15 protein-coding genes and 2 tRNA genes are annotated in these 20,157 nt (G+C 63.6%); 12 read left to right on the forward strand and 5 right to left on the reverse strand.

Going from position 1 to position 20,157, the window contains the following annotated elements:
• The first annotated feature begins 56 nt into the window (after window positions 1-56).
• From ABRP17_RS15185 to pnp, 9 genes are all read left to right on the forward strand, one after another.
• Window positions 57-133, forward strand: a tRNA-Met gene (locus tag ABRP17_RS15185).
• Window positions 134-982: 849 nt separating this feature from the next.
• Window positions 983-1,059 (forward strand) — tRNA-Met (locus ABRP17_RS15190).
• A gap of 357 nt (window positions 1,060-1,416) precedes the next feature.
• Window positions 1,417-2,001 carry a ribosome maturation factor RimP gene (rimP, locus tag ABRP17_RS15195; RefSeq protein WP_188326763.1) on the forward strand — a complete coding sequence of 195 codons (585 nt, stop codon included), beginning with the start codon at window positions 1,417-1,419 and terminating at the stop codon, window positions 1,999-2,001.
• Between the two features lie 4 nt (window positions 2,002-2,005).
• Complete coding sequence (nusA, locus tag ABRP17_RS15200) at window positions 2,006-3,517, forward strand: transcription termination factor NusA (RefSeq protein WP_188326764.1); 1,512 nt, start codon at window positions 2,006-2,008, stop codon at window positions 3,515-3,517.
• A 92-nt stretch (window positions 3,518-3,609) separates the two neighbouring features.
• Window positions 3,610-6,255: a translation initiation factor IF-2 gene (gene infB, locus ABRP17_RS15205; RefSeq protein WP_349984873.1), complete on the forward strand. Its 2,646-nt coding sequence runs from the start codon at window positions 3,610-3,612 to the stop codon at window positions 6,253-6,255.
• 95 nt (window positions 6,256-6,350) lie between these two features.
• Window positions 6,351-6,734: a 30S ribosome-binding factor RbfA gene (gene rbfA, locus ABRP17_RS15210; protein WP_188326766.1), complete on the forward strand. Its 384-nt coding sequence runs from the start codon at window positions 6,351-6,353 to the stop codon at window positions 6,732-6,734.
• Between the two features lie 96 nt (window positions 6,735-6,830).
• Window positions 6,831-7,742, forward strand: coding sequence for a tRNA pseudouridine(55) synthase TruB (gene truB / locus ABRP17_RS15215; RefSeq protein ID WP_349984872.1), 912 nt, complete (start codon window positions 6,831-6,833; stop codon window positions 7,740-7,742).
• A gap of 171 nt (window positions 7,743-7,913) precedes the next feature.
• Window positions 7,914-8,174, forward strand: coding sequence for a 30S ribosomal protein S15 (gene rpsO, locus ABRP17_RS15220; RefSeq protein WP_188326768.1), 261 nt, complete (start codon window positions 7,914-7,916; stop codon window positions 8,172-8,174).
• A 149-nt stretch (window positions 8,175-8,323) separates the two neighbouring features.
• Window positions 8,324-10,432, forward strand: a complete 2,109-nt coding sequence (gene pnp, locus ABRP17_RS15225) for a polyribonucleotide nucleotidyltransferase (RefSeq protein WP_192082595.1) — start codon at window positions 8,324-8,326, stop codon at window positions 10,430-10,432.
• Between the two features lie 70 nt (window positions 10,433-10,502).
• Here pnp and ABRP17_RS15230 read toward each other — a convergent pair whose 3' ends face one another.
• The 5 genes from ABRP17_RS15230 to ABRP17_RS15250 all read right to left on the reverse strand — a co-directional run bounded on the left by ABRP17_RS15230 (window position 10,503) and on the right by ABRP17_RS15250 (window position 16,586).
• Entirely contained in the window at window positions 10,503-11,933 is a 1,431-nt protein-coding gene (locus ABRP17_RS15230; RefSeq protein WP_349984871.1) for an insecticidal delta-endotoxin Cry8Ea1 family protein, read from the reverse strand.
• Between the two features lie 837 nt (window positions 11,934-12,770).
• A complete protein-coding gene (locus tag ABRP17_RS15235; protein ID WP_349984870.1) occupies window positions 12,771-14,144 on the reverse strand; it encodes an insecticidal delta-endotoxin Cry8Ea1 family protein in 1,374 nt (457 codons plus the stop codon).
• 291 nt (window positions 14,145-14,435) lie between these two features.
• A complete protein-coding gene (locus ABRP17_RS15240) occupies window positions 14,436-15,995 on the reverse strand; it encodes a PepSY-associated TM helix domain-containing protein (RefSeq protein WP_349984869.1) in 1,560 nt (519 codons plus the stop codon).
• Window positions 15,996-16,005: 10 nt separating this feature from the next.
• On the reverse strand, window positions 16,006-16,269 hold the full coding sequence (locus ABRP17_RS15245) for a hypothetical protein (protein ID WP_349984868.1): 264 nt from the start codon (window positions 16,267-16,269) through the stop codon (window positions 16,006-16,008).
• Entirely contained in the window at window positions 16,269-16,586 is a 318-nt protein-coding gene (locus ABRP17_RS15250; RefSeq protein ID WP_349984867.1) for a hypothetical protein, read from the reverse strand. Before ABRP17_RS15250 ends, ABRP17_RS15245 begins: the two co-directional genes overlap by 1 nt.
• Before the next feature lie 385 nt (window positions 16,587-16,971).
• Between ABRP17_RS15250 and thrS the strand changes: the two genes are divergently transcribed.
• From thrS to rpmI, 3 genes are all read left to right on the forward strand, one after another.
• Window positions 16,972-18,873: a threonine--tRNA ligase gene (gene thrS / locus ABRP17_RS15255; protein WP_192082601.1), complete on the forward strand. Its 1,902-nt coding sequence runs from the start codon at window positions 16,972-16,974 to the stop codon at window positions 18,871-18,873.
• 49 nt (window positions 18,874-18,922) lie between these two features.
• Window positions 18,923-19,465: a translation initiation factor IF-3 gene (gene infC, locus ABRP17_RS15260; protein WP_188326774.1), complete on the forward strand. Its 543-nt coding sequence runs from the start codon at window positions 18,923-18,925 to the stop codon at window positions 19,463-19,465.
• A gap of 485 nt (window positions 19,466-19,950) precedes the next feature.
• On the forward strand, window positions 19,951-20,148 hold the full coding sequence (gene rpmI, locus ABRP17_RS15265) for a 50S ribosomal protein L35 (protein WP_002811096.1): 198 nt from the start codon (window positions 19,951-19,953) through the stop codon (window positions 20,146-20,148).
• Window positions 20,149-20,157: the final 9 nt, after the last annotated feature.

Consider the following 20,157-nt stretch of genomic DNA (forward strand, 5'->3'; position numbering starts at 1 on the left):
CCAGAACATCGTTGCAAGAGGCCTCCCTCGCGGGGCAGCAATTCAACCACTTCTGATGCGGGGTGGAGCAGTCTGGCAGCTCGTCGGGCTCATAACCCGAAGGTCGCAGGTTCAAATCCTGCCCCCGCTACCAAGACGAACAAGCGACTCCGGAAACGGGGTCGCTTTTTTCGTTATGGGGGTTCGGATGCGCTGGCCGCGCATGCAGAAGCCAGGGCAACGGCAACGGCAACGGCAACGGCAACGGCAACGGCAAAAGCAAAAGCTGCAGGGCTGCTGGTTGGGTGGGACGGGGTGGGTTGGCGGGGGACGGCAAGGGCCGCATCCATGCGGGCCTCGTTTCGCGCCATCCATGGCGCGGGTCCACGTCATCGCATTCGCGCTGCCGCTCCCACGCTTTGCTTCGCAAACCATGGGCCCCGTCTCACCAGCACCCACACCCCGCCGCTTCGCGGCCGCCCCTGACTTAGGGGCTCCCTTCATCCGACGGATTACTGTCCTCTGTAGCGCTGACCCGTGGTCGGCGGAGGTTGAAGGGGAGGGGGCCTGATGGTTTCCGCCGAGCTAGGCTCGGCGCTACCGGGTTTGATCCTTTGTTACCTTGCTGGGGCCTGCAACGCCTTGGTAGCGCCGACCCATGGTCGGCGGAATGTGCCTGCCAAGGGCCCGCTGCGCTCGCCCACCATGGGTCGGCGCTACCGCTTTTTTCTTTTTTCATACGCGGCGGGCGGCCACGGAACCTGTCAGGGGCCGGGCGGTGGGGCTGGGCGGGGGCGTTGAGCGCCATGGATGGCGCGAAACGAGGCACGCATGGATGCAGTCTTTGCCGTCCCCCGCCCAGCCCCACCGCCCGGCCCAGCTCCAGCATCGGCTTTCCCGCCAGCCGCGAGGGGGTTTCCACCCGTTCGACCACCCAAACCAACAGGAAAAGCTGAGCGGGGGTTGCGCGGCGCAGCAGAATGCTGCATAATTCCGCTTCTGGTGCGGGGTGGAGCAGTCTGGCAGCTCGTCGGGCTCATAACCCGAAGGTCGCAGGTTCAAATCCTGCCCCCGCTACCAACTAGGCATCAGACGAAAAAGCGATTCCGGAAACGGGGTCGCTTTTTTCGTTGGAGCCTTGCAGGGAGGGGCCTCCGCAAGCACAGACAGCATCCGCAGCTTGCACCAACCCGGTGCAAGGTCTATCATCAGCGGGCTGGCGGTATATCTGATGGTGGGCTCTGCAATGAGTGCGACCATCCCGCCACCGGCTTCGACCAGAAGCTGGGCTTCGCAGGGGATCGCGTCAGCGCGCCCTGCGGCCGGAATCCAATCACCGGATTTCACCGGACAAAGGGCCCAGCGGGCCCTTTTTCGTTTCCGGAACGGGCCCACTGCGGGTCCGGACACCATCCACATTCAACAACAAGGCAGGCTGTGAGCGACAAGGCAACCGAAATCGCGAATCTGCTCGGCCCCACCGTCGATGCGCTGGGCCTGGAACTGCTGGGCGTCGAGTATCTGCCCGCACCCGGCGGCGCCACGCTGCGTCTGTACATCGACGTGCTGATCGCCGAGCAGGACGAGCGCACCATCAACGTCGAGGACTGCGAGCGCGTCAGTCGCGAAGTGTCCGCGCAGATGGACGTCGAAGATCCGATCAGCGGAAATTACACGCTGGAGGTTTCATCGCCTGGCGTGGATCGTCCGCTGTTCAACCTGCAGCAGTTCGGTCAGCACCTGGGGCAGAACGCCAAGGTGCAGTTGAAGCTGCCGCAGGAGAATCGTCGCCGTCTGCAGGGCCGTATCGACTCGGTCGACGCAGAGCAGGGCACGATCAGTTTCACTGTCGACAAGACCACGCTGGTGGTGTCGGCCGACAACATCGACAAGGCACGCATCATGCCGGACTGGGTGGCGCTGGGGCTGGCCCCGAGCAAGCCGACCGGTCCTGCCAAGCAGCCGAAGCCGAACAAGAATCCATCCAACGAGCCTGCGGCCAAGAAGCCGCGCGCGGAGTGAGCCAATGAGCAAGGAACTTCTGCTGGTAGTTGACGCGGTCGCCAATGAAAAAGGCGTGCCGCGTGAAGTGATTTTCGACGCGATCGAAGCCGCTCTGGCGTCGGCCGCGAAGAAGCGCTACCCCGACGAGGAAGTGCTGGCGCGCGTGGTCATCGACCACAAGGACGGCACGTACGAAACCTTCCGCCGCTGGGAAGTGGTCGCCGACGACGTGGTCATGGAGTCTCCGGACCGCCAGATCCGGCTGATGGATGCCATCGACGAACAGGAAGGCGCCGAAGTCGGTGACTATGTCGAAGCACAGATCGAAAACCCGGACTTCGGTCGCATCGCGGCCCAGGCCGCCAAGCAGGTCATCGTGCAGCGTGTGCGCGAGGCCGAGCGGCAGCAGGTGGTGGATGCATGGAAGGATCGCGTCGGCGAGCTGATCACCGGTGTGGTCAAGCGTGCCGAGCGCGGCAATATCTTCGTCGACCTGGGCGGCAACGCCGAGGGCTTCATCCCGAAGGACAAGGGCATCCCGCGCGACGTGCTGCGTGCCGGTGACCGCGTGCGCGGCTACCTGGCTGAAGTGCGCTCCGAGCCCCGTGGCCCGCAGCTGTTCATCAGCCGCGCCGCGCCGGAGTTCATGATCGAGCTGTTCAAGCTGGAAGTGCCGGAAGTCGGCCAGGGCCTGGTGGAAATCATGGCCTGCGCACGTGATCCGGGCGACCGCGCCAAGATCGCCGTGCTGGCCCACGACACCCGTACCGACCCGATCGGTGCCTGCATCGGCATGCGCGGTTCGCGCGTGCAGGCCGTGTCCAACGAGCTCAATGGCGAGCGCGTGGACATCGTGCTGTGGAACGAAAATCCGGCCAACTTCGTCATCAATGCGATGGCGCCGGCCGAAGTGCAGTCGATCATCGTCGATGAAGACAAGCACTCCATGGATCTGGCCGTGGCGGAAGACCGCCTGGCCCAGGCCATCGGCAAGGGCGGACAGAACGTTCGCCTGGCCAGCCGCCTGACCGGGTGGCAGTTGAACGTGATGACCCAGGATCAGGTGACCGCCAAGTCCGAAGCCGAGCAGACCTCGGCCCGCCAGCTGTTCATGGACAAGCTGGAAGTGGACGAAGAGATTGCCAGCATCCTGGTGAGCGAAGGCTTCGGCACTGTCGAAGAAATCGCGTATGTACCCGTCGGCGAGCTGCTGGCGGTGGAAGGCTTCGACGAGGACATCGTCGAGGAACTGCGCGCACGAGCCCGTGACGCGCTGCTCAACGAGGCGCTGGCCGTTGAAGAAGGCCTGGAAGACGGCGTTCCTGCCGACGACCTGCTGGCCCTGGAAGGCATGGACGAGGTTACCGCCTACGCCCTGGCCAGCCATGGCGTGCGCACCGGTGAGGACCTGTCGGACCTGGCTGCCGACGAGGTGGTTGAATTCGGCATCGAGGGGCTGGACCAGGAGCGCGCCGCGGCGCTGATCCTGTCCGCCCGTGCCGAGGAAATCGCCCGATTGGAACGCGGCGAATGAGCCGGCAATGAACAGGGCCCTGAGCCGATCAGGGCGTAGAATCCGCGCTACCTCCAAAAACGGGGGGGCGCCCTCAAGATCATAGGATCCGAATGTCGCAGCAAACCACCATCCGCAAGCTTGCCGAACTGGTCAATACACCGGTTGAAAAACTGCTGGAACAGCTGGCGGGTGCCGGCATGAAGTTCAGCGGCCCAGAACAGGTCGTGACCAGCACCGAGAAGGTGAAGCTCCTGGGCTTCCTTCGCCGTGCCCATGGCAAGCCCGAGCAGGCCGTCGAAGAAGCCACCGAGGCCTCCAAGAAAATCACCCTGAACCGCCGCAAGCACCAGGAAGTGACGGTGAATGCGGGTCGCAGCAAGACCACCGTGAACGTGGAAGTGCGCCAGAAGCGCACCTACGACAAGGCGGCTGCGCGCATGACCCCGGATGAGGAGCGCGCCGACATCCTGCGCAAGCTGGAGGAATCCCGCCAGCGCAATCTTGATGAACAGGCAGCGCTGGCGGAGAAAGACCGCCTGCGCGATGAAGCCATCGTGCGCAAGCGCGAAGAAGAGGTCGCTGCCAAGGAGCGCGCCGAGGCTGACAAGAAGGCCGCTGAAGAAGCTGCCATCGCGGCCAAGGCGGCCGAAGCCGAAGCCGCCAGCCGTCCGGCTGCGCGACCGGCCGATGCCGCTGCGCCTGCCGCCCCGCGTGCTGCGCGTCCGCCGGCCGGTGGCCCGTCCGCGCCGCCGCGTGGCGCCGCACCGCCGCGTTCGGATGACCGCAACAACCGGGGTCCGGCACGTACCGACCGTCCGGGCGGCGATCGTTTCGCTGGCCAGATGCACCTGTCGGCCGCCGATCGCGCGCGTCGTGGCAACAGCAACAACAACAACAACCGTGGCCGTCCGGGCAGCCGCCCGCAGCCGGGCCGTCGTGACATGCGCGGCAGCCAGAACAGTGGTCCGCACGCGTTCGAGCGGCCGACCGCACCGGTCGTGCGTGAAGTGGCGATCGGTGACAGCATCACCGTGGCCGACCTGGCGCAGAAGCTCGCGCTGAAGGGCGGCGAAGTGGTCAAGGCGCTGTTCAAGATGGGCGTCATGGCGACCATCACCATGAGCATCGACCACGACACCGCGGCACTGGTGACCGAAGAGCTGGGCCATGTCGTGGTCCGCGCCGGCAATGACGACGTGGAAGAGGCGCTGCTGGCCGCTACCGGTGAAGAGCGCGGCGAAGCCGTCTCGCGTCCGCCGGTGGTCACCATCATGGGTCACGTCGATCACGGCAAGACCTCGCTGCTGGATTACATCCGCCGCACCAAGGTCGCTACCGGCGAAGCGGGTGGCATCACCCAGCACATCGGTGCGTACCACGTGGAAACGCCGAAGGGCGTGATCAGCTTCCTGGATACCCCGGGCCATGCTGCCTTCACCTCGATGCGTGCCCGCGGCGCCAAGCTGACCGACATCGTGGTGCTGGTCGTGGCCGCCGATGACGGCGTCATGCCGCAGACCAAGGAAGCGATCCAGCACGCCCGTTCGGCGAACGTGCCGCTGATCGTGGCGATCAACAAGATCGACAAGTCCGGTGCCGATCCGATGCGTGTGAAGAACGAACTGCTCACCGAGCAGGTCGTGTCCGAAGACTTCGGTGGTGACATCCAGATGGTCGAGATTTCGGCCAAGGCCGGCCTGGGCATCGACGACCTGCTGGAAGCCATTTCCGTGCAGGCCGAGCTGCTCGAGCTGAAGGCCGTGTCTGATGGTCGCGCCAGTGGCGTGGTCATCGAATCCTCGCTGGACAAGGGCCGTGGCCCGGTCGCGACGGTGCTGGTGCAGCAGGGCTCGCTGAAGAAGGGCGATTACCTGGTGTGCGGTATCCAGTACGGCCGCGTGCGTGCGCTGTTCGACGAAACCGGCAAGCAGCCGGACCAGGCCGGTCCGTCCATTCCAGTGCAGGTGCTGGGTCTGTCCGGCGTGCCGGAAGCGGGTGATGATTTCACCGTGGTCGACGACGAGCGTCTGGCCAAGGACGTTGCACAGCAGCGCGAAACCAAGCGCCGCGAATCGCGCCTGGTGCAGTCTGCCGGCAGCCGCATGGAAGACATCATGGCGCAGCTGGGCAAGGGCGAGGGCCAGCAGGTCCTCAACCTGGTCATCAAGGCCGACGTGCAGGGTTCGGTGCAGGCCCTCAGCCAGGCGCTGGTCGGTCTGTCCAACGACGACATCCGCATCAACGTGATCCACTCCGGCGTGGGCGGCATCACCGAATCGGACGCCAACTCGGCGGTCGCTTCGAAGGCCACCGTCATCGGCTTCAACGTGCGTGCGGACGCTTCGGCCCGTCGCCTCATTGAATCCAACGGCGTCGACCTGCGTTACTTCTCGATCATCTATGACGTGATCGATCAGGTGAAGCAGGTGGCTTCCGGTCTGCTGGGCGTGGAGATCCGCGAAGAGATCATCGGTATCGCCGATGTGCGCGACGTCTTCCGCAGCTCGAAGTTCGGCGCAGTGGCCGGCTGCATGGTCGTGGAAGGCATCGTCAAGCGGAACAAGCCGATCCGCGTGCTCCGCGACAGTGTCGTGGTGTTCGAGGGCGAGCTGGAATCGCTGCGCCGCTTCAAGGAAAACGTCGACGAAGTCCGCAATGGTACCGAGTGCGGTATCGGCGTGAAGGCTTACAACGACGTCAAGCCGGGTGACCAGATCGAGTGCTTCGAGCGTATCGAAGTGCCGCGCACCCTGTAACGGCTGCAAGGGACCGGGCCGAAAGGCCCGGTCCTGCTTTCAGGCACCACCCGTTAGACTGCTGTCATTACTCCAAATACAAAGAGCCCTGCCGCGTGCCCAAGACTTTCCATCGAACCGACCGTGTCTCCGCCCAGATCCGCCGCGAGCTCGGCACCCTGGTGCACAACGCCGTGCGTGTACACGGGTTGCCCTCGGTGAGCGTGTCCGATGTGGAAATCACCCGCGACATGTCTCATGCCAAGATTTTCGTTACCGCGCTGATGGCGGAACGATCCGAAGAAGCAATGAAGGGCCTGAAGGAACTGGCCTGGCAGCTGCGCATGGACCTGGCGCGCGCGATGAAGCTGCGCCACGTGCCCGAACTGCACTTCCACTACGATGATTCAGTCGATCGCGGCGAACGCATCGACAACCTGCTGCGCGAGCTGCCCGATACGCTGGCGGCGGAAAAGAAGCGCGAAGGCAACGAAGAATAAGGACTCCGTCGCGTCGAGCGCTGCTCGGCGACTGCCCGTGGGCACGGATCCTGCCCGCCGAGCATGGCTCGGCGCTCACAACGTTGGCGTTCCACAATGAAACCCCGTATTCAATTCCGTCGCCTCGACGGCATTCTGCTGCTCGACAAGCCGACCGGCATGAGCTCCAACGCTGCGCTGCAGAGTGCGCGCCGCCTGTTCCGGGCAGAGAAGGGCGGCCACACCGGCAGTCTGGATCCACTGGCTACCGGGCTGTTGCCGCTGTGCTTTGGCGAGGCGACCAAGATCGCCGGCCTGCTGCTGGGCTCGGCGAAGGCGTATGACGCCGACATCGTGCTGGGGCAGAGCACCGACACCGACGACGCCGAAGGCCAGGTACTGCTGCAACGGCCGGTGCCGTCCATCAGTGCCGATGCGCTGCAGGCTGCGCTGGCTCCGTTCGTGGGTCACATCCGCCAACGCGCGCCGGTCTATTCGGCGTTGAAGCAGGGCGGCGAGCCGCTGTATCTCAAGGCGCGGCGTGGCGAGGTGATCGATGCGCCCCAGCGCGACGTCCATGTCCAGTCGATCACGGTGCTTGAGCAGCAGGCTGATCGTCTGCGCCTGCGCGTGACCTGTGGCTCCGGGACGTATATCCGCAGCATCGCCCGTGACCTTGGCGAGGCGCTGGGGTGTGGCGCGCACATCGGCGCGTTGCGACGCCTCTGGGTCGAACCCTTCCTCGATCCGGTGATGGTGACCCTGGACCAACTGCGTACGCTGGCCGACGCCGGCGATGAGGCGGGGATGGAAGCCCATCTGTTGCCCTTGGCAGCCGGCCTGGTTGCGTATCCGCCTGTACATCTGGATGAACAGCAGGCAGCGCGATTCTGCGTGGGCCAGCGGCTGCGCGATACGTCATGGCCGAGCGGGCTGGTCGTGGTACATGACGCCGCCGGCGGCGTATGCGGCCTGGGCCAGGTAGACGAAACCGGCCTGTTGGCCTCGCAGCGACGCTTCAATCTGTGACATGCAACCGGGCGATTCAGCCCAGGTCCTTGTTCCGGGAGGTCGCTCCCGTTACAATTTTGCGGCCCTTTACAGGGCAGCCTGCGTCCCGCAGGTTCATCATCAGCCTACGGCGAGCCAAGCGGTGCGTGAACACGTTCCTGCTGGCCCCGCATCAAAAGAGAAAAAGCAATGTCGATCGACACCCAGAAGGTAATTGAAGACAACAAGCGCAGCGCCACCGACACCGGTTCCCCGGAAGTCCAGGTTGCCCTGCTGACCGCACGCATCGAACTGCTGACCGGCCACTTCAAGACCCACAAGAAGGATCACCACAGCCGTCGTGGCCTGCTGCAGATGGTCAACCGCCGCCGCAGCCTGCTCGACTATCTGAAGAAGAAAGACGTTGCCCGCTACAAGGGTCTGATCGAAAAGCTTGGCCTGCGTCGCTAAGCAAGAAATCCTCCGCGGCGCAGTGATGCGCCGCGGTTTTGTTTTGCAGCATCGTTTTTCATCGCATTCAGACCGGGACACCGGTCACCCGCAGGCGGCATGGGTCGCCGACGGTCCATTCGCAGACAGCATCCCCAAGGACACCCTCCGTGGCAAAAATCACCAAAACCTTCCAGTACGGCAAACATACCGTCACGCTTGAGACCGGCGAAATCGCGCGCCAGGCCGGCGGCGCGGTCATCGTCAAGTTCGACGACACCGTACTGCTGGTCTCCGCCGTTGCTGCAAAGAGCGCGCGTGAGGGCCAGGACTTCTTCCCGCTGACCGTTGATTATCAGGAGAGGTTCTACGCCGGTGGCCGTATTCCGGGTGGCTTCTTCAAGCGCGAAGGCCGCTCGACCGAGAAGGAAACCCTGATCTCGCGTCTGATCGATCGTCCGATCCGCCCGCTGTTCCCGGAAGACTACAAGAACGAAGTGCAGATCATCGCCACGGTCATGTCGCTGAACCCGGACATCGACGGTGACATCCCGGCCCTGATCGGCGCCTCCGCTGCACTGGCCCTGGCCGGCACCCCGTTCAAGGGTCCGATCGCCGCTGCCAAGGTCGGCTACAAGAACGGTGAGTACATCCTCAACCCGACCGTGACCGAGCTGAAGGATTCGGAGCTGGAACTGGTGGTTGCCGGTACCTCCAACGCCGTGCTGATGGTGGAATCCGAAGCCGCGCTGCTGTCCGAAGACGTGATGCTGGGCGCCGTGACCTTCGGTCACCGCGAAATGCAGAAGGTCATCCACATCATCAACGAACTGGTCACCGAAGCCGGTACCAAGCCGTCGACGTGGGTTGCCCCGGCCAAGAACGATGCCCTGATCAGCGCCCTGCAGGAAGCAATCGGCCCGCGCCTGGGCGAAGCCTTCCAGGTGCGTGACAAGCTGCAGCGCCGTGACGCCATCTCGTCGATCAAGAAGGACGTGGTCGAGTCGCTGGCAGGCCGCGTGGCCGCTGAAGGCTGGAACCCGGCCGAACTGTCGAAGGAATTCGGCGAGCTGGAATACAGCACCATGCGCAACTCGGTGCTGGACACCAAGGTCCGCATCGACGGCCGTGCGCTGGACACCGTGCGCCCGGTTTCGGTGCGCACCAGCGTGTTGCCGCGTACCCACGGCTCGGCGCTGTTCACCCGCGGTGAGACGCAGGCCCTGGTCGCGATCACCTTGGGCACCGCTCGCGACGGTCAGGTCATCGACGCCGTGTCCGGTGAGTACAAGGACAACTTCCTGTTCCATTACAACTTCCCTCCCTACTCGGTGGGTGAGTGCGGCCGCATGATGGGCCCGAAGCGTCGCGAAATCGGTCATGGCCGTCTCGCCAAGCGCGGCGTGCTGGCAGTGATGCCGTCGCTGGAATCCTTCCCGTACACCATCCGCGTCGTGTCGGAAATCACCGAGTCGAACGGTTCCTCGTCGATGGCATCGGTCTGCGGTTCCTCGCTGGCCCTGATGGACGCCGGCGTGCCGGTCAAGTCGCCGGTTGCCGGCATCGCCATGGGTCTGGTCAAGGAAGGCGAGCGCTTCGTCGTCCTGTCCGACATCCTGGGCGATGAAGATCACCTGGGTGACATGGACTTCAAGGTCGCTGGTACCGCTGAGGGCATTTCCGCCCTGCAGATGGACATCAAGATCGAAGGCATCACCGAAGAGATCATGAAGCAGGCACTGCAGCAGGCCAAGGCCGGCCGTCTGCACATCCTGGGCGAGATGGCCAGTGGCCTGTCCGCGCCGCGTCAGGAGCTGTCGGACTACGCGCCGCGCCTGCTGACCATCAAGATCCACCCGGACAAGATCCGCGAAGTGATCGGCAAGGGTGGTTCCACCATCCAGGCCATCACCAAGGAAACCGGTACGCAGATCGACATCCAGGATGACGGCACGATCGTCATCGCGTCGGTCAACGCCATCGCTGCCCAGGCCGCGAAGGCACGCATCGAGCAGATCACCTCGGACGTCGAACCGGGTCGCATCTACGAAGGCAAGGTCGCCAAGATCATGGACTTCGGTGCATTCGTCACCATCCTGCCGGGCAAGGATGGCCTGGTGCACGTGTCGCAGATTTCCAGCGACCGCGTCGAGAAGGTCGGCGACGTGCTGAAGGAAGGCGATGTGGTCAAGGTCAAGGTGCTGGAAGTGGACAAGCAGGGCCGTATCCGCCTGTCCATGAAGGCCGTCGAAGAAGGCGAGGGTGTGTCTGCCGAGTAATCGGCCGCTGCACTTCTGCTGGAATGAGAAAGCGGGCTTCGGCCCGCTTTTTCTTTGCCGGTACATCGTTCTATGTGGCGAGCCACCGGGCTACCTGGTGCGGTAGATCGGGTGGGAGCTGTTGGATGATCCCCCTCGCCATCGCGTCGGCGTCCTTGTCGATCAGCTGGAATCCTGCGACGAAGCCGCTGACGCCGCCGACGGCATGATCCTTGGCCGTACCAATGCTGCGCAGGGACGATAGGCGATGTCCTCGGGGAGCGTGCGCGTAAAGGGTCCTGGCGACCTTGTCCTTGGGAGGCCCCAGCGTGCTGATTTCTTTGTCGGGTTGAGTCAGAAACGTCATCCCTCCGATGGCGGCAGTAGAAAACGCGGCAATACTGGTGACGTATCGTTGATTTAGGTCCAGCTCCAGCTTCCTGCCTGATGCTTGGCCTGTCATTACACTGCTGCCGTCGGAATGGTTCACCTTGAATCCCGACATGTACTCAGCGTTGTAGGGTTTTGCAATCCAGAACTCGATCGAGCGGACGTCCGATTTCGGTGTGCTCCAATCAGGGCGAGCCTTGGGCGGCGATGTGTCGGGATGCCACCAGCCTACAACAGGACTGAGAAGCTCGCGCTCCAGGCGAATGCGCGACCCGTTGGGGAATTTTCTTGCGTCAAATGCATTCCATGTTGCCCGCACGTCGATGACGGAAGGCGTAAGTGCATAAAGCGCCTCATGAATCGCGCTCAGCGGTTGATTTCTGCCGTAGGGCGTATTGCTGTAGGGGTTGTCTCGACGTGCATTGTCGACGACTTTTGGAACGATCTCGTCAACGTAACGTTCGTAGCGTGAGATACGCGCGGTGAGGTCGTCCTTGACCGACTCAACGTCCGCATCTGATAGTCCTATCTGCTTGCCGGTGAGCGCCATGTCCCTGAGCAGGGCCAGTTCGAGCGTGGCGGCCATGGCAAAGTAGTGCAGGAGAGAGCCCTCGTGTCCGGTCAGCTGGAACTGTGGCATGCGTTGGGCAAACACGGTGCGTGCTGCGATGCTCTGTGTTTTGATCGTATCGGGGTTACCGTCACGAACGGCATCGCGATAAAGCCGTGCGACGTCGCTGATGCCGGCGAGGTCCGCCTTCACCAGATTCGTCACCGTCTCGGAAATCTTCTCATCTGTATAACGCTGCCACAACGCCTCTGGATCCTCTCCAGCCATAGGAACGAATAGATTACCCAGGCTAACCAGGTAGCCTCCTATCAATGGTGAGGTTTTCGCGAGACTGGATATGAGTAATGCGCGGAGCGTATTGATCGTGGCATTGCTGGCGTTGAGCGATGCGTTCGACAAGGGAACGCCCATGGGGTCTGTCAGGCCGCGGTAGGCGCTGGCCCACGGAGCGAGCATGCAGCCCATGCCAACTGCAGACGTCGTCAGCAGAAAGCGTCGTCGATCAGGATGCGTGGGTGAGGCCGCGGTAGCGGGTACGGGGAAAAGCGAGGGTCGTTTCATGAGGGCTGGCCTACGTGGAAAGTCGAAGCGCGGAGCGCAATCGCACTATCCCGTTCTGCTCACCTGCAGGTTATCGGCGCTGTTCGCAACGTGCCACGGACAAGCACGCAGGGTGCTGTCGGTAGCAAGCTGGTCCTGACTCATTCCGTCATTCGGCGGGGTTCCAGCGCCATCTGTTTACCGCGCGGCGGGCCGCTGCCGGGTAGTTTGCGAGAACCAGTGCTCACTGCGGATTCGCCCAGACACTGTGCGGGTCACCGTCACGCGCGCGCCGTGCGGTCGCGCGTGCAATCACCGCAAAACCCACGGCCATCGCCGCTGCAACCGCCCACCCAGAACAGCGGCCAGTAGCCGTGGCCGGCGCTGGTCCGCCACCAGTATCAGGTAAGTGCACCATGCGCTACCGACACGGCAGCAGTCACGATCGCAGCCGCCCACAGCAGTTCACGTGCTGCCTGCCCAGGGCGCCGCAGCCCCACCAGTCCATATCGACGCGGGGCATCGCGTGGCATCCATGAGGTCGGTTGGCTATGGCCAGGCGTCCGCGCTGTTTCAGGAGGCAACCTTAACGTGGGCCTTCAGTTGCTCAACCAGGAGGCCGGCCCAATCAGTCTGGATGCCTACGACCGGTTGGCGCCCAACATCGCTCATCAATCGCTCAAGTGGCTTGCGGACTGAAGCAAATTGATCGCGCCTGCTGGTCGAGGTTGTCTGCCGGAGTCACGTTCACTGAAGGCCCTTCATTGCAAGGAGCCGACACGTCGGCGGTGGTCTCTGGAAGAGAAGGCGAGCACAAAACCCGCTTTCTCCCGGTGGAACACGCGTTGGAGTTCGCTGTCAGTCCACCGGTCTGCGTATCCAATCGATCAGGTGGGGGGCAATGACGGGGACAATCCGTGCGTCGGTTTCCGGGTGGATGCTGGTGACGCTGGGTTGTTCCAAGCCAAAGCCGTAGACGAGGCCGCTGATCGCGTCATGCGCCGCTTCATCGCCGCGGCCCTTACCGATGCTGCGGATTGATTGAAGCTTGTGCCTCGCGTACCCGCTGCTCACCTTCATCTCGTTGCCCTGAAGCTCGCGACCCACGGCCACGAACCCGCCACGATTCGTGGTTAGGCCGATCCGGGCGACTCCGGCAGTGTACGACGTCACTGCGTGTTTAATCCAAGTTTCATTGATTACAAATTCATGACGATCCCCCACGATATCGCCGGTCTGCAATGTCTCGTCCGTCTGGTCGTAGTACAGCTTTACTGCAGACAACCACCGGGTATTCCACTGCGCACGAACCCAGAATTCCATCCGGTTGATGCGTGTCCCTGGGGTCTTCCAGTCCGGAATTTCGTCAGGCGCGCGTGATCCGAGATCCCACCAGCCCGCGATAGGGGAAAATATCTCACGCAGCAGCGTTACGCGTTTCTTGTCCGGATACTTTGCCGCGTCAAAGGCAAACCAAGTGTCACGCAGATCAATTGCTTCAAGCTGCAGCCGCGCCTTCTCGGCCAGCATCGCAGAAAGTGGCTCGTTGCGTCGAATGGGCGCGCCGTCGTTCGGGTTATCCCTGCGTGCCTTGGCGATGGCCGCCTCCACTGTATGGTCCACGTGAAGCGTGTAGGCCTTGATCCGGTTGGCGAGTTCGGTTTTGTAGCTCTGCACGGACTCCGCGTTGAAACCGATAGACATTCCTTTCAGCGCGATATCCCTCAGCAGCGCCAGGTGCAACGTTGCGGCGACGACGAAAAGAGGGAGTAGCGTGATCCGCTCCGCCGGCAGCTTAAAGCGTTCAATCACCCCGGAGAAATGGGTATTGCTTGAAACGCTCTGCGAATGGATCGTTTTGAGATCCTGTGCGGCTACCGCATTCCGATAGAGTCGGGACACGCTGGTCAACCCCTCAAGATCGGCCTGCACCAGATTGAATACGGTTTCGGAGATTCGCCTGTCGGTATATTTCCGCCACATCTGCTCCGGCGTCTCGCCTTCGGGGGGGAGAATCAAGGCGCCCACGTAGGACAGCAGTCCACCCACCACGGGAGCTTGGTGAAGGGCGCCAAGCGTTGACTCGCGCATCACGTCGTAGAGCTCGCCGGTTGGCTCGGCCCGCGGCACTCCGGTGGGTGACAGAGACTCCATCCCGAGCGCCGCCCTCGATGGCGAGGCCGCCAGCGAGCTCGTCGCGAGTGACGAGCATCCGATCACGGCGGCGGTCATCAGTGTTCTGCGGACAGGGTCCTGGGGAGCGCCCGGGGCCCTATCGGCAGGAGGGAAATCGTGACGCTTCATTGGCTGACCTCGCTTTGACGGACCGGTTCGTGCATCAATCTTCCGGTCATCGGCTCGTTGCGGGCAGCGGGAGAGATCCCGGGGAAGGCCGGTGGAACCGCGCAGTGACGACTAGGGCAATCCCGTTGGATCACCGGCAGTCTTGGGCAGCGCGCGACGCAGGCGCTCCCATACGGAAGGCGGCACGCGCGGCGGGCCGGAGGGCGAGTGCAGTGGCTGTCAGTCTGCCCACACGCTGTAGGGATCGCCATGCCGGGCCCGTCGCGTCGTCGCACGCGCCAGCACCGCATAGCCGGTCGCCATCGCCATCGCCACCGCGTCCACCCAGAACAGCGGCCAGTAGCCCTGGCCGGCGCTGGTCCACCACCAGTATCCGGTGAGCGCACCATGCGCTACAGGCACTGCAGCGGTCACGATCGCAGCCGCCCACAGCAGTTCACGTGCTGCCTGCGCAGGGCGCCGCAGCGCAGCCCAAAGTACACAGGCTCCCCAACTGCCGAAGCACACCCAGCGGATGCCCGCGTCGACGCTGTGCGGAGCGAACCGTTCCAGTAGCTGTGCCGCGACGAAGGCCGCGGAGATAGCGACCACCAAGCCGATGCACACGCCGACGGTCGCCCGCGCCATGTTGACCTGCGCGCGCCCCTGCTCGACCTGCCGCCGCTTGCGCCGCGATTCGATCCACAACAGGTTGCCGGAGTAGAACAGGAAGGCGCCGCCCAGGCCCATCAGGAAATACAACCACGCCACCAGTCCATTGCCGAACTCCCCGAAGTGCAGGGCATAGGCCGCGCTGAGGGTGGCATGGTTCGCATCACGCTGGCCCGGCAGCTGGCTGGCCAGCAGTCTGCCACTGGCGACGTCGAAGGCAACCGCGCCTGCCGGCCCCAGTGTGCCCTCCGATTCGCCGGTGATCTCGATCGTGGCCATCACGTCGCCGGCATGGGCCAGCTTCAGATAGGCCGGTTCAAAGCCCTGCACACCTTGGTCGCGGGCGGCTTGCAATGAACGGGCATGCAGGTCGGCCAGGTCCACGCCTCGTCCTGTGGTGCCGCTGGGGGCACGGACGGGCGCGGTGTCCATCGCCGCCGGTACGGCCTGCAGCAGCTTGCCGTCGTAAACCAGCGGGTTGAGCAGAGCCATCTGGAGGAAGACCAGGCACAGCAACGCCCCGGTCACCGCGAACATCAGGTGGAAGGGAAGGCTGAGCACACCGACCACATTGTGGGCGTCCTGCCAGAACTGCTTCAGGTTGCGGCCCGGCCGCAGCGCGAACAGATCGCCGGCTAGCTTGGGCAGGTGGATCACCAGGCCGCTGAGCAGGGCCACGCCATACAACAGGCTGACGATGCCCATCAGGTAGATGCCGGCCACCGGCAGGCCCAGCGTGTAGTGCAGCTCATTGACCAGCTCAGCCAAGCCGGTCTGCGGCGGGGTGACACTGCCGTCGTAGTGATCCAGCCAGGCGTACTGCCAGACGCCTTTGGCGTCCTGCCAGTAGGCGATCGGCTGCGGGTGGTCGCCGCCGGGGAAGGTCATGCCCACGTGCGTGCGTGCAGCCGGATGGCGCTGCAGCACCCCGTCAAGCAATCGCTGGGTGTCCGCCAGCGTGGCGGGCGCCTGGGTCACGGCCTGCGGTGTCTGCCACAACGGCACGTCATGGTGGAATACCGTCAGGGCTCCGGCATAGAACGCCACGAACAGCGCAAACCCTGCCACCAGCCCAACCCAGGTGTGCAGCGTGGTGAACGTTCGCAGGGTCTGCGAGCTGAACTTCATGCGCGATTACTCACTGCACCGCGCCGGACAGGCGCAGCAGCCATAGAAGAAGGAAGACGCCTGCCGCACTTGCGCCCAACAGCGCCCATGCGCGTGCCGCAGTGCGGAAGCTGAAGGCCCAGATCGCTGCAAGCATCCACAGCGGGATGAAGGCGATGAGGCTCGGCACCAGCGCGGCCTGCCAGTGCCCGGGGGGCAGCCAGGCGACCAGACCGGTCAGCCCGGCGGCGACCAGGAAGCCGACGACGATGCCCGCCGATGCGCGGCCCCACATCAGCGCCGCGCCTTGGCGGGGTGTGCGTGCGGCCGGTGCCAAGCGGCCAGGGCGGGCAGCAGCATCGCCATGGCCATCCAGCTGCACAGCATCACCACCAGGCCTGCGCCGACACCCAGGTTGGCCATCCACAACCACAGCGAAGCCACCGCTGCGACCGTGCCGATCTCGCGGCCGAGCCGGCCGGCACGGTGCGCGCGCGGCCACCGGCAGTGCCGGGAGGCGGCATAGAAGGCCATCGTGGAGAATATCGACGCTGCCAAGGCAAGCGAACAGAAACCCAACGAAGACAATCCGATGGTGGGAACCTGGATCATGCGGCGATCAAGCCCATGGCGCGTGTGGACGGACGATCAGAAGAGGGGGTCATGGGGGAGCCGGAAGGAAGGGCAGGGCCGATTGCCTGAGCATGGTAATCATTGCCATTTGCCGCCGCCAGCCTCGGCTATTCAGGCCGGACACGGTGTTGACCTTGGGCTTTGCGGCAGGCTGGTTTAAGATCAGCGTGGATACCCTGACTGGAACCAAGGTGGCCCGCGCCCAGCGCCGGCCGAGCGTGTGACATGAGCACTACCACCGCCCACCGCTGACCTGCCCCGACGGCCCACTTGCAGGCGCCTTCGTGGCGCTTTTTTATTATCCGGGCGCTGCCCGGATCCGCATTCCAGCCCCTGCGCGGGCCTTGCCAGAAAAAATATCCCGATGATCACGATCACCCTTCCCGACGGCAGCCGCCGCGAATTCGAACATCCCGTCAGCGTCATGGACGTCGCCCAGTCGATCGGCGCCGGCCTGGCCAAGGCCACCATCGCCGGCTCGGTGGATGGCGTGCTGGTCGATGCCAGCGACGTGATCGATCATGACGCGACCCTGCGCATCATCACCGCCAAGGACGAGGAGGGCGTGGAGATCATCCGCCACTCCAGCGCGCATCTGGTCGGCCACGCGGTGAAGCAGCTGTACCCCGACGCCAAGATGGTGATCGGCCCGGTCATTGCCGAAGGGTTCTATTACGACATCCAGTCCGAACGTCCGTTCACCCCGGATGACCTGGCCGCGATCGAAAAGCGCATGGGCGAGCTGATCGCGCAGGACTACGACGTGGTGAAAAAGGTGACCCCGCGCGCCGAAGTCGTGGAAATCTTCAAAGCGCGTGGTGAGGACTACAAGCTGCGCCTGATCGAAGACATGTCCGACGACATCCAGGCGATGGGCATGTATTACCATCAGGAATACGTGGACATGTGCCGTGGTCCGCACGTGCCGAACACGCGCTTCCTCAAAGCGTTCAAGCTGACCCGCATTTCGGGCGCGTACTGGCGCGGCGATGCGCAGAACGAGCAGCTGCAGCGCATCTACGGCACCGCGTGGGCCGACAAGAAGCAGCTGGATGCCTATATCAAGCGCATCGAAGAAGCGGAAATGCGCGACCACCGCCGAATCGGCAAGCAGCAGGACCTGTTCCACTTGCAGGAAGAGGCGCCGGGCCTGGTGTTCTGGCACCCGAAGGGCTGGGCGCTGTGGCAGGTGGTGGAGCAGTACATGCGCAAGGTCTACCGCAACAGTGGCTATGGCGAGGTGCGCTGCCCGCAGATCCTGGACGTGTCGCTGTGGAAGCAGTCCGGCCATTGGGACAACTACAAAGAGAACATGTTCTTCACCGAATCGGAGAAGCGCACCTACGCGGTCAAGCCGATGAACTGCCCGGGCCACATCCAGGTGTTCAACCAGGGCCTGCACAGCTACCGCGACCTGCCGATCCGCTACGGTGAGTTCGGTTCCTGCCATCGCAACGAGCCCTCCGGCGCGCTGCACGGCATCCTGCGCGTGCGCGGTTTCACCCAGGACGACGGCCATGTGTTCTGCACCGAATCGCAGATCGAAGACGAAGTGACGGCGTTCCACCAGCAGGCGCTGGCGGTGTACCAGCACTTCGGTTTCGAGGACATCCAGATCAAGATCGCACTGCGCCCGGAATCGCGCCTGGGTGACGACGCCACGTGGGACAAGGCCGAAGGCGCGCTGCGCTCGGCGCTGTCCAGTTGTGGCGTGGAATGGCAGGAGCTGCCGGGCGAGGGCGCCTTCTACGGGCCGAAGATCGAGTACCACCTGAAGGACGCGATCGGCCGTACCTGGCAGCTGGGCACCATGCAGGTCGATTTCATGATGCCGGGACGCCTGGGGGCGGAGTATGTGGACGAGAACAGCCAGAAGAAGCACCCCGTCATGCTGCACCGGGCGATCGTGGGCTCGATGGAGCGTTTCATCGGCATCCTGATCGAGCACCACGCCGGCCAGTTCCCGGCGTGGCTGGCGCCGACGCAGGTGGTGGTGGCCAACATCACCGATGCACAGGCTGAATACGTGAGCGAGGTGCGCAAATCCCTTGCGGATCAAGGCTTCCGCGTTACCGCCGATTTGCGTAACGAGAAGATCGGTTATAAGATTCGCGAGCACACGCTTCAGCGCGTGCCGTACCTCCTGGTCATTGGTGACCGTGAGAAGGAAAACGGCGCGGTCGCGGTGCGTACGCGCTCCGGCGAGGATCTGGGCAGCATGAGTCTCCAGGCCTTCGTTGAGCGGCTGCAGGCCGAAGGCGCGTAATCAAAAGGTCCGACCCGTGCGCAAAGGCGCGCGGGTCGGTTCAACCCCCTTGGGAGATCGCAATATCAGTACCCCTGACAACAAACAGAATCGCAGGAATCAGGAAATCCGTGTCCCGCGCGTCCGCGTGATCGGTAGTGACGGTGAGATGATCGGCGTGCTGACGCGCGACGAAGCACTGTCCATGGCCGAAGACGAGGGCTTGGACCTGGTCGAGATCCAGCCGCAGGCCGATCCGCCGGTGTGCAAGATCATGGACTTCGGCAAGTTCAAGTTTGAAGCCCAGAAGAAGGCCAGCGAGGCCAAGAAAAAGAGCAAGCAGGTCGAGATCAAGGAAGTGAAGTTCCGTCCGGTCACGGATGAGGGCGACTACCAGATCAAGCTGCGCAAGATGCGCGGTTTCCTCGAAGAGGGCGACAAGATCAAGGTCAACATCCGCTTCCGTGGCCGCGAAATGAGCCATCAGGAACTGGGTCGTGAAATCGCCAGCCGGATCGAGACCGATCTGGGCGAGGACATCGTGATCGAATCCCGTCCGCGCCTGGAAGGCCGTCAGATGGTGATGATGATTGCTCCGAAGAAGAAGACATAAAGCCTGACGGGCTGCCCTGCGGGGCGCCTGGCGGCTGAATCGTCACGGTGGAAAGGCGCTCATGGCGCCTTTCTGCTTTTCCGGGGATGACGAGCGGGCAGGCATCTGCTTTGCCCGCTTTTCTTTTTTTCTGCGCGGCCGGCGGATTGCGGAAACCGTCAGCGGGCCGGGCGGGGCAGGTTGCACGGGGCCCTTGGAGCCCCGGACGGGCGGAAAGGAGCTTACATGGACGTACTTGCAGCGTGCCCCGTGCAGCCTGCCCCGTCCGGCCCAGCCCCGGCAACCGCGTTGCATGCGTCGGCGCGAGGGGGTGTCACCCGTTCGCTGACATCAATCGCGTTGCCCGAGGCCCATTTCCCCTGTATGATTGCCGGCTCGACCCATCAGGAGGGGTCGTACGCGGATCATGGCAGGACGGAAAGAGTGGCCACGGCCACCGCCAGATCAGTCAGAAACCAGGGTCATATCCCATCAAGGACATTGCAATGCCCAAGATCAAGACCAACCGGGCGGCGGCCAAGCGTTTCCGCAAGACCGCCTCGGGCAAGTACAAGTGCGGCCACGCAAACCGTAGCCATATCCTCACGAAGAAAGCGACCAAGCGGAAGCGTAACCTGCGGCAGACGAATCACGTCCGCGCAGAAGACGCCGGCCGTCTGGACCGCATGCTCCCTTACCTCTGAGGAACTGAC

Source organism: Stenotrophomonas sp. WHRI 8082 (assembly GCF_040223995.2).
Lineage (GTDB): Bacteria > Pseudomonadota > Gammaproteobacteria > Xanthomonadales > Xanthomonadaceae > Stenotrophomonas.